The sequence below is a fragment of the Enterococcus sp. DIV0901a genome, from assembly GCF_051711525.1.
GTDB classification, from domain to species: Bacteria; Bacillota; Bacilli; order Lactobacillales; family Enterococcaceae; genus Enterococcus_B; species Enterococcus_B faecium.
Window position 1 is genome coordinate 2447781 of sequence record NZ_JBIOMW010000001.1, and the last position, 16834, is coordinate 2464614.

General features: G+C 37.4%; 7 protein-coding genes, 2 pseudogenes and 1 other annotated feature (1 of these 10 running past the window's edge). Of the genes and pseudogenes, 3 read left to right on the plus strand and 6 right to left on the minus strand.

Annotated features, from left to right (window positions below; all coding sequences use genetic code 11):
* Nucleotides 1-40 precede the first annotated feature (40 nt).
* Nucleotides 41-1153, minus strand: coding sequence for an FUSC family protein (locus IGL70_RS11750; protein WP_002321621.1), 1113 nt, complete (start codon nt 1151-1153; stop codon nt 41-43).
* A 152-nt stretch (nt 1154-1305) separates the two neighbouring features.
* On the opposite strand from IGL70_RS11750, the pseudogene IGL70_RS11755 reads away from it, so the two are divergent.
* A pseudogene (locus IGL70_RS11755) lies at nt 1306-2154 on the plus strand (transposase); the annotation flags it as partial.
* A gap of 356 nt (nt 2155-2510) precedes the next feature.
* On the opposite strand, the gene IGL70_RS11760 reads toward IGL70_RS11755, so the two are convergent.
* The 3 genes and pseudogenes from IGL70_RS11760 to IGL70_RS11770 form a co-directional block, all read right to left on the minus strand.
* A complete protein-coding gene (locus IGL70_RS11760; protein ID WP_104873805.1) occupies nt 2511-5633 on the minus strand; it encodes an LPXTG cell wall anchor domain-containing protein in 3123 nt (1040 codons plus the stop codon).
* A gap of 671 nt (nt 5634-6304) precedes the next feature.
* Nucleotides 6305-6598: pseudogene (locus IGL70_RS11765) on the minus strand (IS607 family transposase); the annotation flags it as partial.
* Between the two features lie 942 nt (nt 6599-7540).
* The gene (locus IGL70_RS11770) at nt 7541-8302 is read right to left on the minus strand and encodes a MerR family transcriptional regulator (protein WP_002307953.1); all 762 of its coding nucleotides are present in this window, start codon (nt 8300-8302) and stop codon (nt 7541-7543) included.
* A 99-nt stretch (nt 8303-8401) separates the two neighbouring features.
* On the opposite strand from IGL70_RS11770, the gene IGL70_RS11775 reads away from it, so the two are divergent.
* Nucleotides 8402-10123, plus strand: coding sequence for an ABC transporter ATP-binding protein (locus tag IGL70_RS11775; RefSeq protein WP_010727306.1), 1722 nt, complete (start codon nt 8402-8404; stop codon nt 10121-10123).
* A 14-nt stretch (nt 10124-10137) separates the two neighbouring features.
* On the plus strand, nt 10138-11922 hold the full coding sequence (locus tag IGL70_RS11780; protein WP_002285918.1) for an ABC transporter ATP-binding protein: 1785 nt from the start codon (nt 10138-10140) through the stop codon (nt 11920-11922).
* A 380-nt stretch (nt 11923-12302) separates the two neighbouring features.
* Here IGL70_RS11780 and IGL70_RS11785 read toward each other — a convergent pair whose 3' ends face one another.
* Together IGL70_RS11785 and leuS are read right to left on the minus strand one after the other, a co-directional pair.
* A complete protein-coding gene (locus IGL70_RS11785) occupies nt 12303-13856 on the minus strand; it encodes a WD40/YVTN/BNR-like repeat-containing protein (RefSeq protein ID WP_104873804.1) in 1554 nt (517 codons plus the stop codon).
* Between the two features lie 347 nt (nt 13857-14203).
* Nucleotides 14204-16618, minus strand: a complete 2415-nt coding sequence (gene leuS, locus IGL70_RS11790; RefSeq protein WP_002285916.1) for a leucine--tRNA ligase — start codon at nt 16616-16618, stop codon at nt 14204-14206.
* 150 nt (nt 16619-16768) lie between these two features.
* Nucleotides 16769-16834 (minus strand) — a binding site (T-box leader) (it continues 141 nt past the right edge of the window).

Genomic DNA, 16834 nt, shown 5'->3' on the forward strand with positions numbered 1-16834 from the left:
GTGTATCTTCACTTTTTCCTTATTTTTTATTCGATCTCATCTAATGATTCAAACCGTGTTTTTCTCTTATTTTTCGGATAAGTATTTCAGTCACCCCAATATACATGATTCCTAAACATACCCCAAGGATATTCTCAAAAATGCGGATCGTTACTGCTCCTGGAACCCCGAATAAACTGGCAGTGATTGCCAAAGCACCAAAAGAATTAAAAACTGTTTTATATCTATAGGTAGAACAAACACCTAAAGCTAGACCACCTAATATACCGACCCAGTTAAAAGGAATAAATTGGCTGATACCAATAAATAAAACACATCCAATCAATGAGCCAATGATTCGGTCTACTGCTCGTTCTTTGAAACCAATCGACATCAATCCATAGCTAGATACAATAGAAGAAAATGCAAACCCTGCCCACATCAATCGCTGAAAAGGGACATACTCTCCTGCAACGATCAAAAGACTAATGCCAAATGCATAGATGAGCATCCAAATTTTTTCCTGCGAATACATGCCTTTCAAAAAAATCTCTTTAAACAAGCTTTTGTCTTTGTTCTTTTCTCGATGTTTTCTGTAAAGGAGAACTGAAAACCAACAAAAAAACAAAAATAATAAGCTACTTGTTTGTGTAAAGAAATTCTTGTTCAACGAATCTTTAGGTAACGAATAAACAATAAAGAGATATGAAAAGCCGTACAAAGAAGCATTCCCCATTTTGGGATCACTAGCGGTTGCCATTAATATGCTGCTTAGTAAAATAAAATGAATCAACATGCCCATAACTGACCATTTGATCAGCTGGACATACGGTGCTACTAATAGTGAGAACATGACGATTGCTAAACCTATGATCGAATGGGAAATCTTATAACCAAAGTCAACAAAACGAATACTCATCAACATACAGAATAAAACCACAGCGTATGGTTTATGCTTCGATTCAAATAATGTTGTAATTATAATGATAAAACAAATGGCAAACAATACGATGAATAATGATCGTAAAAACAATGAACAAATATACATGCACTTTTCTTTTTTAGAAGCTGCTTCTCGTATTTTTTGTTTTAAAATAAACGGATCTAGTTGTAGAGACTGATAAAAATCCACCTGTTGTCGTCCTTTCTTTTTACTTTTATTTTTTACAGTCATCTATGACAGGTTGTAAATACTATGGAACATCATATGGCGTTGTCATTTTCTTGTCAACTATTTTTCCTATTCATGTTTTTATAAAAAAACATATCGTTTTCTTGTATGATTAAATCACCACAAAATAAACAACTGAGAGAACGATATGCTTTATGAATGGTTCTATCAAAAAAATTCTGAGATCAATAGACAAAAATTTGATGATTACAGAGGTCTCTTACGAAACCTTACAGAAGAAAAAAACATTGATCGTTGCTGCAGTTCTCTTCCCTGCTCCATGTGTCTGTAGAAATTGTGGTTCTGCTGTGGTAGATGGAAATAGGAAATTAATGGTGGTGAAAAACAAGAAGAAGGAAACCATTGTCCACTTTGAATAATATAATCATATGCCAATGGTTATACGCCTAAAAAAGCAGCGCTATACCTGTAAAAACTGTCGAAGCCATTGGACCGCTCAAAGTTATTTTATCCGTCCAAGGCACTCGATTTCAAATCATGTCAGACATAAAATCACTTCTTTACTGACTGAAAAAGTGTCGCTATTTTTTATTTCGAAAAGTTGTTAGGTATCTTTGACAACCGTTATTCGCACATTGAAAGAGTTGAGAAGCTATTTACCAAAGTCTTCCAAAAGAATTCTGTCTTGAGTGTTGAGGGTTGTGAATTTCGTTCTCACGTTTCCGTTGAGGATAAACTGAGTTTTATTTCCACGGATGGCGAGACAGTAAAATTAATCGAGAAAATTTACCTACACAAAAAATTCCTCGATTAACAAACTATTTCCTTAGCTGCACTAATCCTAAAGAAATAGAATTCTTAGTTACAGACATGAACGCCACCTACTTTCAGCTCACCAAACATGTTCTACCAAATGCGAAATTGGTGATTGATCGATTACTTGGTTTTTCCACGCCTTTCAAGGAAGCGTAACCTTTATTCACGAGTTGGTTGAAGCTTTCCGAGACAAAAGACCCGACTTGTTTTTCTCCTTATTGACAAAGAGCCATTAAAACTAGAGAAAAAATTACAACTGATCGCTGATTATTTGTAGAAAGAAAATCAAAGTATTACCCAATGGATAAACTTGAGTCATTAGGCAAAAAACACTGCGAAACTCAAGAATGATTTTCGCAGTGTTTTTGTATATTTTTTATTAACTAGTATTACTACAAAGGTTTATTTTTCACTTCTCAACGCAGCACAAAATTGTCTTTACTTATTTACTGGTTGGGTTCAACCTTCTCTACTCCGATACTAATATTTGTTTGTATACCCCTTCTAAAATCGGTAGTTTCCATTCAATTGATGGGTACTAGTTGATTTTAAAAACTATGCTTATTCAATTTTTTATTTTAGCTCATATATTTCGTTTCTTTCTAAATTTTATACTGATGAAAACAAGTAGCACACCCAATATTGACAATATAAACTGGCTAATGATGGTTTCTCCAGTTTTTGGAAGATGCTTATTTCCACTGCTTGTTGGATTGTTTCCTCTTATATCTGAGCTATCAGCAACTTTTCTATTCTCTTTTGTTAAAAAGATCGCCACTTCTTGTTCTTTTTCGATCTTGAAAGTTACTGGTGTCGCATCCAATTCATACCCCGTTGGCGCTTGAGTTTCTACCAGCTGATATGCTCCTGGTGCTAAGCCTTCTATCGCCAGTTTTCCATCTGCTCCTGTGGTTAAACCTGACTGCAGAACGGTTCCATTGGCATCTTGTAACTCAAAAACAGCTCCTTGTAATACTTCCCCGCTTTGGTCATCGATCTTTGTCAACACGACACCGCCTGGTGTAAGTCGGTTTGCTTTCGTCAATTCTACCACCGCTGTCTGACTTCTTTCGATCTCAAACTCGATTGGTGTCGCATCCAATTCATATCCCGTTGGCGCTTGAGTTTCTACCAGCTGATATGATCCTGGTGCTAAGCCTTCAATTGCCAGTTTTCCATCTGCTCCTGTGGTTAGACCTGACTGCAGAACGGTTCCATTGGCATCTTGTAACTCAAAAACAGCTCCTTGCAGGACTTCTCCGCTTTGGTCATCGATCTTTGTCAACACGACACCGCCTGGTGTAAGTCGGTTTGCTTTCGTCAATTCTACCACCGCTGTCTGACTTCTTTCGATCTCAAACTCGATTGGTGTCGCATCTAATTCATACCCTATTGGCGCTTGAGTTTCTACCAGCTGATATGCTCCTGGTGCTAAGCCATCTATCGCCAGTTTTCCATCTGCTCCTGTAGTTAAACCGGTTTGTAGTGTTTCTCCTTCTCGGTTCTGTAACTCAAAAACAGCTCCTTGCAGGACCTCACCGCTGCCTTCAGCATGTTTAATTAGTTCAACACCACCCGTATCAAGGATGTTTTCAATGGTTAACGTCACTTCTTCTATGGAGTATTCATTTATAAAAACATCATGTACCGTCGCATCTAAAAGATACCCTTCCGGTGCTTCTATTTCTCGGACTTGATAGCTGCCTACAGGAAGCGGTTCACTTAAAAATTCTCCGTTTTCTGCCGTTATACCTTCTTGTATCACTTGTGAATCGCTTGATAAAATTTCAAATTTTGCTCCTGCCAGCCTTTGGCCATTCTCATCAGTTTTAATTACTTTAATACGCCCATCGATTTTCCTTGTTCTTACAGTACTCGTATTCAATCGATTGTCACTATTCACAAGCGTTGCAAAGTTTAAAATTTGATCGCCGACCGCATACGCCTCTACATTGACCTTAAAAGAGAGGGTAAAACTTGTCGGACCACCAATCGTATTATTCGCACTGAAACGAACTATTCCATTATTGACTTCGGCATCAATGAAAGAGGGAATATCTGATAGAAATGACACAAATTCCATGCCTTCTTCCAAAACATCTTCAATAACAAGCGTATTGCTTGTTCCAGAAAACATCGAGACATGCAGAGTATACGTTAGTTCATTTTCATTGAGATTGATAACATTTTTGTCCACACTTTTTCTTAAAGAGATTGCCGGAAGATTCCTTTCAGGGATTCTCAAGCGGTAGTCTCGGCTCATTACCTGATTATTGTAGGTCATACTCGCTCGATTCCGAGAAAACCCATCCTCTTGTCTTCCTTCATTGAACAAGTCGACATCGGTCACTTCAAGAGCATATTCAATAAAATACGATTGACCCTCTGCTAGATTACCAAAGTCCACAACAAGTGTATTCGTTTCCTTATTAAAAGATACTTTGTCCACAAATTCCTCGGAAACATAATGAGTTCTAACGTTTGCTTCACCTGGATTCGTTACTTCTGCGATCCGAACCCCACCTGAAATAGGTTCTCTATTTCCAGTGGAACTCCATGTAGTCGGATTCGGTGCCAAAGTTGTTCCTTGCGGTAGTACATCGGTAACCACTACACCGTCTTTTCGTGATCCTTCATAATTTACCTGCAAAATAAATTTATTACTGTTGGTCACGTCTTGCCCGTCAATCAGCAGATTCCCAAGATTTCCTTGGCTGTCGATTTCTCTAGAGCCATAGTATAATTTCGAAAAAATGGGTCTTGATGAAGGAATAGGCGTAATTGAAAATTCCGTGTTTGCTGCTCGCTCAGCATAAGTAAGACTCACTTGAAAGTCATTATTTGGCTCAGTACCGCCTGATTGAAAGAAAGCAACTTCAAACGTGATACTGAATGTATACGACTGAGCGGCTTCATTTAATCCTTCATAATCAAAGGTAAATGGAAAAACAACGTCTGTGCCTTCTTGGTAAAATGCCAGTGGCTTTAAAGGTGAATCATCAGCGACCTCCACTCTAATGAACTCAATTAAGCCAATCGATGCTCTAGGAACTCGTACGACCATCTCCCCATATTCTTCAAGAATATCGCCAGCGCCTCCTTGAATGTATCCCTTTAACGTTTGTGTATGCCTGCTCGGCAAAGTGGGGCGCTCAGCAGAGATGCCGATGTCATAATTCAAGAGCTCCTCTTGTCTTTCAATCTGAGATTCCTGCGTTATAGATGGCTCAGATGATCTCGCTTCATTAAAAGATTCACTTAAGCTTTCTTCTGGTATATTAAAAGATTCACTTGTGCTTTCTTCTGGTACATTAAAAGACTCACTTGTGCTTTCTTCTGGTACACTGATTTCTATTGAGACCGTATTTGATTGAATATCACCGCTTCTTGCGGTCAATTCGTATTTACCTGAATGCTGGGAAGAATAAGTAATCAGACGTTCGTAATCATTGAGTTGCTTCACTTCCCCTTCAATCAAATCCTCACTCTTATCAATGACTAATGCATTTAGCAGGTCTGGTGTTCCTCTGACTCGCAACTGGAACTGCTCACCCAAAGCAGCCTCCTCTTGATCAACTTCGATCGTCAGCGAACGCTCTGGCTGTTCTGCTAAAGACTCAGCTAGAACCGTTATGTTCCCAAATTGATTGATCACAATAAGCATAACTAGAAACATACTTAACAGTTTATGAAATTTGTTCCTCACTATTACTCCCCCTTATAATTTTGACTAAACAACAAGGTACCCGATAATTTTCTAAAAAGATTCCCCAACTCAAAATGGCTGCGTTACCTCCCTCGTATTTTCGGTTCAACTCAAGCGTTGCAATGTAAGCTGTAAACAAAGCTAATGATTGCCGATTGTCTTCTGTTGATTGATTCGATAGCTTTGTATGACTTTTAGTTGTCCGTGTGGCTTAACCATAATTATGATTTCACGATTCCTCCTGCCAGTGCCTTGCACAAGCCGGAGCGTAACCCTAATAGTTATTTTGTTAATGTACTTATATACTTTTATACTTTTCCATTAGAAACAATCACTAAATCGTTGATACCAAGGTCAGACTCTAGAATTTCATCAGTGAGTCCCTGTATTGGTTAACCTTCATCAATCCCAAAAAAATATATCAATGCTTAGCATCAAAATGAATATATAGTTTAGAATACTTGGGATTCATCGATAACTGATCGCTTATTTGGCCATATTATTTGGCACTTGGTTCAACTAAACGCATTTAGGATGTTCCTTCATTCTCGTCATGGATGTTCTCAAACCGTCATTACTAATAAACTGTCCACCGAATCGATGGTTCATTTCTTGCATTTTCCACGTCCAATTACTCTTTTTGCTCTTTATTTGGGCGTAGTTTTACTTTCTTAACTTGTATCGTCTTCCATCAACTCCTTAATCATCTTCTTAGCTTTATTGGCTCGGTTTCCTTGTAAAAGGTATCTACAAATAGTGACAATCTGTATTAAATCTTCATCATTTTCTGTAATGTCAATAATTTCTATATTCTGTACCATATATTGCAAAGGGTTTCACTAAGTTCATAACCGAAGCGAATTAAACAACTTTTGTATAGAATAACTACCTTTTCTATTTTTCCATTGGTAATTCTATCTATTAATTGGTTTAATCCTTTTGTTGTAGTTGATTCCACTACCAAGATGATTCTCTCGAATTTTAAAGCTTGAAGATGTATTGCTATTTTTGCTAACTGGCGTATTTGCAACTATTTTTCCCTTCTATTCTTCCTTCATTGATTCCCCTCTAAAATTACTATCCATAAAAAATTGCATAAATGACAATAGTATTTATATTAGTCATACTGCTTTTTAACACAGCAAATTCCAGAAAAACATTCGTTACATATTTGTGAATTTTTCCAAAAAATAACATTTTTATAAAACGACGAAAAATAAATCACTACCAGTCAACTTCTATAATATTACCAAATAACAAACTAACTATCCATCAATAACGTGTTTTATTTTTTAAAATTTCTATAAAAAAATAATCATTCTTAAAAAGAATATCAAAAAATAACAATAACCTTTGTGATTTTTCTTGTTTGAAGAATGTTAGAAGAAAAATCTCTAAATACTTATAATTATTTTATAAGCAAAAAAAATGCTATCGGTAGTATCACCGATAGCTGAGGAAAGTCACAGTAGGGACTATTTGATTAAAAAATATGTTTATTCAATCCATCTATTTATTTTTGCCTTATTAACATATTGTAATAATGTAAGCAACAATGTATTTTAAGTGTAATGCTTTTATGCACCTATTTAATTTATCATTCTCATCTGATACAATCTCACTCATAACAATATGAATTTTTCTTCTCATTAGTCTCAGTTCACCATGAATTATACATAACACCCAATACAATTATTTTTCCATACTTTTTTAAGAGGACAATTACATCGTATATATCGCTAAGAATTGCAACTGTTCCATTTTTAAAGACATATTTCCTCTAAAAAACTAAAATTCTATCTATCCACGACTAATAATCCCCCACATTAAACCCGTAATCGAACCAGAAAATTTTTCTTTATAACTAAAACAACCATCATTTCCGAGTTATCTTAAACACATATTTCCTATTTTTTCATTTCTATCCATGCATGATAATATTCAGTTCTGATATTGTTTTCATCCGTATTCGTCAATAGATACTGGCCGATCACTTCTCCTGTTTTCCATCCTTTTTCATACATTCTTTCTCTGATTTCTAAAATATTATTACGTTCCGCATGGTTCATCTCGGATTTCAATAAGAATCGACGATAAACAGCCGTATCTTTTTTCTCCCAAATCACGTCTTGAGTAAATAAATGTACTTCACTAGGGTCGATAAAAAATCCATACATCGTCTGTGAACTGGAAGCTGGCATACTCATCATCCCAAAGCTTGAATAGTTAGGTAGAAATTTTTTGATTTCCACAATATCTTCAAACTCCGTTGAGATCATACAGTCAAAAGGGATCTCTTCTACAGGAAATTCTTCCTCGTTTGTATCGATCATCAATTTCAACTGTTTTTTTCGCGCCCTTATCTCTTTTTGTTTTTGTTTCATCACCACCAGTTCTTTATGGATTCTTCTTTCTGTTTCATCAAGTGTCTCATATAACTCCGTCAATGTTTTTCCATATAAATTCTTCATCTGTTTGATCGGTATATCTAATTTTCTATAAAAAACGATATCATAAAGCATAAAAATATCATCGATATCAAACAATCGATAATCATTCTCTTCTTGTCTACTTGAACGGATTAATCCTTGTTCATCCCAATAGCGGATCGTTGATTTTGGCAAATCAAATAGTTCCGATACTTGGCCAATCGTATACATTTTTTTCATTTTTTCTCACCTCTTTTCCAGTTTATTCTTTTTTCTATTGACCTTCAAGTTACTTGAAGGTATAGAATCGAAAAGTATCAGGAAAAAAGGAGGAATAATATGTCTATCTTAAAAACATTCTTACAGAAAAACAAAGGACTCGCTCTCCTTACCTTTGTGATGATCTGTTTACAAATCGCCGGTACATTAGGTGTACCAAAATTAGTAGCAAAGCTGATCGACACAGGTATAGCAAGTGGCGAAGCCTCAGTTATAAAAAAAATCGGAGTTGAAATGCTGCTTGTAGCGTTTCTAGGAACAATCGCTGCAGTTGCCTCTAGTTACTTTTCAGCATTGGCTTCCGCTAGGTTTGGATTCCAAACGCGGGAGAAATATTTCCGTAAATTCCAACAGCTGTCAATGAAGGATATCAGTCGTTTTAGTTCTGGATCTCTTTTGACAAGAATGACGAATGATGTCGATAATGTCCAGCAAATGATTGTTTTATTTTGCCAAATGATCTTACCAGCACCGGTTATTTGCGTTTTCACCATTCTCATGATGTTTCGTTATTCTCTATTACTAACATGGGTTACATTGATCTCTGTTGTTTTTTATGTATGGATTGTTTATCGACTGATGAAACGAGGGGCACCTTTATCTTTGAGTATCCAGCCAAAAATGGATCGGATCACCATCACATTGAGAGAATTCTTTACTGGGATTAATATGATCCGTGCCTTTGATAATCAATCATATGAAGAAAAGCGAACGAATAAGAGCTTTGCTGACTATGCTAATCAAATGATCAAAGTGAACCGAATATTTGCTTGGGTCACTCCAATTGCTTTTTTGCTCATGGGAATCGTTTATGCTTCTATTTTGTGGTTTGGCGGAAATCTTGTGGCAGAAGGAGCATTACAAATCGGTGTCGTGACTGCTGTAGTCGAATACTCTATGCTGACACTTGCTTACTTGATGATCGCAGCTATGGTATTGGTCATTATCCCTAAATCGTTTGCCTCATTACGACGGATAGAAGAAATACTGCAAGCAGAGATCGAAATTGAGGAAGAGACGATCAAAACAGTGGCTGAACCAACCTTTGATCAGACAAATGCAGCTGCTTTTGAACATGTCACATTTAAATATACTGAAACCTCTGATCCAGTTCTAGAAGATATTGATTTCACAATACCTAAAGGAAAAACAACAGCGATCGTTGGCGGGACCGGATCTGGAAAAAGTAGTTTGGCGAAACTTCTCTTGAGACTTAGTGACCCTACGATAGGAAAAGTAACCCTTGGTGGTATTCCTCTTACTCAAATGACTCAAGAACAGATCCGCTCCCACATCAGTTATGTCCCTCAGAAGGCTTTCTTATTCAGCGGGACAATTTTAAGCAACTTGCAGATGGGAAATGAATATGCCTCAACAGAAGAGTTGTCTAAAGCGATCAAGATCGCTCAATTAGAAGAACTAGTGGACACCCTTCCTGACGGATTGGACAGCTTTGTTGCTCAAGGCGGTTCTAATTATTCAGGTGGCCAGAAACAGCGGATATGTATTGCTCGAGCGTTGATCAAACCAGCAGAGATCTATGTATTCGATGATAGTTTCTCCGCTTTAGACTATAAAACAGATGCAGCATTAAGAGCAGCCCTTCATAAACACATGTCGGAGAAAACTCTCGTGATTGTTGCTCAACGCCTCAGTACGATCCAACAAGCAGATAACATCATTGTTTTAGATGAAGGAAAAATCGTTGGACAAGGTACTCATGAAGAACTACTGTCTAATTGCCAAACTTATCAGGAGTTTGCAAAATCACAAGGAATATAGAAAGAAGGGATACGATGGAAAAGAAAAAAACGTTGAACACGCGTGCTTTGATACGTTTTTGGAAAATGATCAAACCTGAACATAAATATTTTTACGGATTGTTTCTATGCAGTTTATTCGGGAACCTATTAGTCGTAGCCATGCCCTTGATCATGGGAATCGGGATCGATGATCTCTTATCAGAAATAAGAAAAACAGGTATTGGACAGCTTTCTTTCAGTGATATCAAACAAGCATTGTTGTTCCCTGTCTTATTGCTGATCGGCTGTTCAGTCTTAAGCAGCATCACTTCATTTATTCAGGAACGGACAATGGCAGCGTTAAGCGAAAAGATCACATTGAGGGTGCGAAAAGAAATCACAAAAAAATTCAAAACATTACCGATGTCGTTTTTTGACAATCATCAAGTAGGTGACATCATTAGTCGGACAACTACCGGTCTCAATCAACTTTCTCAAGTGTTATTGACAGGTATCAATCAATTTTTTACTTCTGTCGTAACAATAGCTGCTGCCGGTCTGATGCTGTTTTATATCGAAAGCAAGCTTACTTTGCTCGTCTTATTGCTGATCGTTGGCAGTTCAATTGTTACAACTAAGATTGCGAACAAAAACAAACAGATTTCTGAACAGAATCAGTATGAACTGGGTGTTTTAAATAATCGAATGGAAGAAATCTTAGCTGGTAATCTAGTGGTCAAAACATTCAATCAGCAAGCTCATGCAGAAGCTGCTATACACGAAGTAAATAAAAAGCAATACAACGCTTTTAAACGTGCTCAATTTATGAACTTTGCTATCTATCCGGCCATTCGTTTCATTAATCAACTCGCCTTCATCATAAGTGCGGTATTCGGTGCTATGCTTGTTCTATCAGGTGGTGTGACGATCGGCTTCTTACAAGCTTATCTTCAGTACATCAATCAGATTTCTGAACCAATTTCTACCGCTTCTTATGTGATCAACTCGATCCAATCCGCAATGGCAGCAATCGATAGGATATTTGAGATATTAGATGAAACAGATGAAATTCCAGACCTTCCAGATGCAAGACTTTTAGAACAACCGAAAGGAAAAATAGCTTTCAAAAATGTACAGTTTGGTTACACATCAGATAAAATATTGATGAATCAAGTCGATTTTTCAGTAAAGCCAAAACAAACGGTAGCGATCGTTGGTCCCACTGGTGCAGGAAAAACGACTTTAGTCAATCTGCTGATGCGTTTTTATGAACTGAATAAAGGAAAGATCGAATTCGACGGTCTTGATATTACCAAGCTTTCACGTGGAGAACTACGTCGTTCTTTTGGGATGGTTTTACAAAATACCTGGCTGTTTGAAGGAACGGTAGCTGATAATATCGCCTACGGGAAAATGGATGCCACAAGAGAACAAATTATCGAAGCGGCTGAAATCGCACAATGTGATCACTTTATTCGAACACTGCCAGACGGATATGATACGATCATTTCTAGCGAAAACGGCACGTTATCTCAAGGACAGCAACAATTATTGACAATTGCTCGAGTCATTCTAGCGAATCCTCCTGTCGTTATTTTAGATGAAGCAACTTCTAGCGTAGATACACGAACAGAAGCATTGATTCAGCAAGCAATGGAAGCTGTGACAAAAGATAGGACAAGTTTTGTGATTGCACACCGTTTGTCAACGATTGAAAATGCAGACATGATCCTTGTAATGAAGAATGGCGATATCGTCGAAAAAGGAACACATTCTGAACTACTCCAATCACCAACGCTTTATGCCAGTCTTTATAATAGTCAATTTCAGATAGCGTAACAAACATTATCTAAAAAGCTATCGATCATGTATGATTAGTCCATGATCGATAGCTTTTTTAAATGTACTAGTGGTGCCACTAGAAACACAAAGAATAATACTAATGATACTTTTTGGATAGCTCCTTCAGTTTCGTTCGGTAAGTAGTGACAAAAGACTTGTCACAATCCCTTTTTACGAATAAACGGTGTTCAAGAGACAACCTATCGGCAATAAGACACGATCTTGTAAAATACGGGAAGCTATTCTTCAAAATCGCTTCTTGTTGCTCTTGTCAACTCCGAATCACGAGTTACACTATTCAACAAATATGAGAAGCTGTTTTTTGAATTTGTTTCTTGTGACTCGGAGCTGAACGTCAGGCTCACAATCTCTCTTCTTTAATCTCCTTGTTCTACTTGCGATAGTTGCTGAACGAATTGCCATGTTTCCCCGTTATCAGTTGAACGGAAGAGGCAGGCAAACATTTTCCCTGCATCGATTGGTCCTTTTTTCAACAAATAAAATTTTGTCTCTAACGTATTCGCGCTTATTTGAGTAACTTCATTTGGTGATTGAAAAAGATCTATCCCCCCTGTCTGATAGTTTTCCGGAATCGACAGAACTGATTCTTTGAATGAGCGTCCTCCGTTATTTGTATAAAACAAACTTTCACGTGTCGAAACAAAACCTAAAGAAGTTGTAACGAAGCTGACATTTTGTACTGGCTGATTGATCATTGTACTTCCACTTTTTATCCAAGTGATTCCGCCATCCATAGTAGTGTAAATGTACAAAGTTTCTGCAGACATCCCACTGGCTGATGTACAGATAAATAGACCATCGTTGCCATAAAATACCGCTTTTCGATAACGTATCGGCTGAACTGATTGGGTGATAATAGACGTTTGCCATGTTTTACCATTATCTCTTGAAGTCAGCAGACGTACATCATCCCCAGAAGAATAGATAAACCATGAGAAATCGGCGGAAATATCATATGTGTTATCCATCCAATAACCTTCAGGAATCAGCCCCGTTGTCAGGGTGTATTCGCCAAAACGCAACCATTGCGAATCAATCGGCACAAATACCCAATTAGCACCACTATCTGTTGTCATATAGAGAGAGTGCGTCTCTGTATCAAGTTTGAGATCATTTATCTTTTGTGTTGTCAAATTTACCTTTTGCTTAGGATCAGCTAACAACCCTTCATTTGTCTTTTGTATATGCGTATCGTTAGTTGAGTTCATTGTCATGTGAGAAGCAGCATTTATATGAGAAGACATTTTTGGCTGAGTGTATCTCCCATAATAGATTGTTCCAGCTAAAAGAATGAGGAAAAAACCAGTGACTAATGTACTCATCTTAGTTGTCAGGTATCCACCAGGCGAAGACTGGCTTTTTTCCCATCTGGGTTCGTTTTCTAGTAAAAAAATATGGAATGTGTTCATTCCGAATTTTGATTTGCTTTCGCCTAAGTAGACAGGTAAATCATCAAGTGATCTCAGCAATAACTGGCAATCACTTTTTTGTATCCGAAAAGCTTGACTCGTCGAAGTCTTCTCAAAATAAAGATAGTCATCATCTTGAGAAGTTGGTTTATTATGTAAAAACTGTTGTGCTCTTTGACTAAGCCATTGATCGAAATGACGCGACAATTGATGGTAACGGAGCCAAATAAGTAGAAGAAAAACAATAAGCACAACAATTGTTATTCCGCCAACTCCCCACGAAAAGTGATACAAATTATTTAATTTTTCCATCCCTTCAGCTGAACGGACTACTGCACTCATATGGCGATATAGGAACGATACAGCTCCGAAAAAAAGCAAACCAGAGAAAAATACTAAGCTTAAAAGCTTGAACATTATTCTTTTCGCTCTTTTTTTCGCTTTCTCGATAATTTTTTGTTTAGCTGATAATACTTCGATAATAAATAGTTCTTGATCCATTTGTCTCTCCTTTTCTCATACTTCATTCATTATGCGTCAAAATCCATACAATCACTAGTCCCACTAATAAAAAATTTATGAATTTGGTATGTACTCTCAATTTCAGGTAGTTTATACATCAAAAAATACTAAGATTAATAGACAAAAATTTGATGATTACAGAGATCTCTTACAAGACCATTCAGAAGAAAAAGACATTGAACGTGTTTGAGAACATGAAAATCAAAACTTTTTTGATCAATCAATTAATCAATTTGAAATAACAAAAAATCTGAGACAGAATGAAGTTCATTCTGGCCCAGATTTGATTTTGCACAACTCATCAGTCCTTATTGACAAAGAGCCAATTAATTAGCAACGATATTGACTAACTTGTTTGGTACCGCAATAACTTTTCTGACTGTTTTGCCTTCAATATATTCTTGCACTATTTCATTGGCTAATGCTGCTTTTTCTAGCTCATCTTTTCCTAAGTCTCGGGGAACATTGCTTTTCGCACGAACTTTACCGTTTACTTGGAAAACAACTTCTACTTCGTCTTCAACAAGTGCTGCTTCATCGTATGTTGGCCATGGTGCGTAAGAAATACCACCATCATTTCCAAGGATTGCCCATAGTTCTTCACCCATGTGAGGAGCAATCGGTGCGAGTAGTTGAACAAATCCTTCGATATATTCATAAGGCAGAGCGTCCACTTTATAGGCTTCATTGATAAAGACCATCAATTGGGAGATTGCTGTATTGAAATGAAGATTTTCATAGTCTTCTGTCACTTTTTTCACTGTTTGATGATACACTTTATCAAGCTTGCCATCATTCAATGTAGTGATACGGTCACGCATTTTATTGTTCTCATCAACGATCAAACGCCATACACGATCCAAGAATTTACGGCTTCCTTCTAAGCCATTTTCGCTCCAAGCAATCGAAGCATCTAATGGCCCCATGAACATTTCGTACATGCGCAGTGTATCTGCACCGTAAGTTTCGACCACATCATCAGGATTGACTACATTACCACGAGATTTTGACATTTTTTCGTTGTTTTCGCCTAAGATCATTCCTTGATTGTATAGTTTTTGGAATGGTTCTTTTGTAGGAACAACACCGATATCGTATAAGAATTTATGCCAGAATCGTGCATATAGTAAATGAAGTACCGCATGTTCTGCTCCACCAATGTAGATGTCAACTGGTAGCCAACGCTTCAACTTTTCATAATCTGCTAGTTCTTTTTTGTTATGAGGGTCGATATAACGCAGGTAATACCATGAGCTTCCTGCCCATTGTGGCATTGTATTCGTTTCGCGACGGCCTTTTTTACCTGTTACAGGATCAACGACATTGACCCACTCCTCGATATTTGCTAATGGAGATTCTCCAGTACCGCTTGGCTTGATGTTTTTTGTCTTAGGCAACCGTAATGGTAGCTCTTCTTCTGGGACAGCTGTGACTGTTCCGTCCTCCCAATGGATGATTGGGATTGGTTCACCCCAGTAACGTTGACGGGAGAATAGCCAGTCACGTAAGCGATAGCTGACTTCTTTTTTCCCTACGCCATTTTCTTCTAGCCATTCATTCATTTTATCGATTGCTTCTTGTTTGTTCATGCCGTCTAGAAATTCAGAGTTGATGTGCGTACCATCTTCTGTGTAAGCAGCTTTTTCAACATCTCCACCTTCGATAACTGGAAGAATTTCTAGTCCGAAAGTTTGAGCGAATTCAAAGTCACGTTCATCATGTGCTGGAACAGCCATGATGGCTCCTGTGCCGTATGAAGATAATACATAATCGGCGATCCAGATTGGGATTTCCTTGCCATTAACTGGATTGATTGCATAAGCACCAGTAAATACTCCTGTTTTTTCTTTTGCAAGATCCGTTCTCTTTAGATCTGATTTTTTAGCTGTCTCTTCGATATAAGCTTCTACAGCAGCTTTTTGTTCAGGGGTCGTAATTTCTCTAACAAGATCTAGTTCAGGTGCAAGAACCGAGTAAGTTGCACCGAATAGAGTATCTGGTCGTGTCGTAAATACGGTATAGGATTTATCCGTACCAGCCACTTTAAATTCAATATTTGCTCCTACTGAACGACCGATCCAATTTCTTTGCATTTCTTTAATGCTTTCTGGCCAATCAACTAATTCTAGATCATCCAATAAGCGATCAGCATAAGCAGTGATTTTCAGCATCCATTGGCGCATTGGTTTTCTGACTACATCATAGCCACCACGTTCACTTTTCCCATCGATCACTTCTTCATTTGAAATAACTGTTCCTAATTCAGGTACCCAGTTTACCGCTACTTCTGCTTCATAAGCTAGACCTTTTTCATAAAGCTTCGTAAAGATCCATTGTGTCCATTTATAATACTCCGGATCAGTTGTATTCACTTCGCGATTCCAGTCATAACTAAATCCTAAAGAATTGATTTGGCGTCGGAATGTTTCGATATTTTTTTGGGTAAACTCAGCCGGATCGTTTCCTGTATCTAGCGCATATTGTTCAGCAGGCAGACCGAATGCATCCCACCCCATTGGATGCAGTACGTTGTATCCTTGACTTCTTTTCACACGTGAAAGGATATCCGTTGCCGTATAACCTTCAGGATGCCCTACATGTAGCCCTTGACCGGATGGATAGGGAAACATATCCAGTGCGTAAAATTTTGGCTTTTCAGGATCATCATGGGTGTTGAAAGTATTCGTTTTTGCCCAGTATTTTTGCCATTTTTTCTCAATTTCTTTATGATTGTAACTCATTTGCTGTCCTCCTGTTCTATTGAAAACACTTGTTTCTATTATAAATATAACGAAAAAACCGGCAGAATCTGTTTATTTTTATTTCCTTTTGCTTTGTTTTCTCAAACTTCACAAAAGAAATAAAAAAATCCTATAAAAAGATTGCTCTTTTTATAGGACGTAATCTACGCGGTACCACCTAATTTTACCTTAGTGAAAAGGCCTCGAACGTTGTAA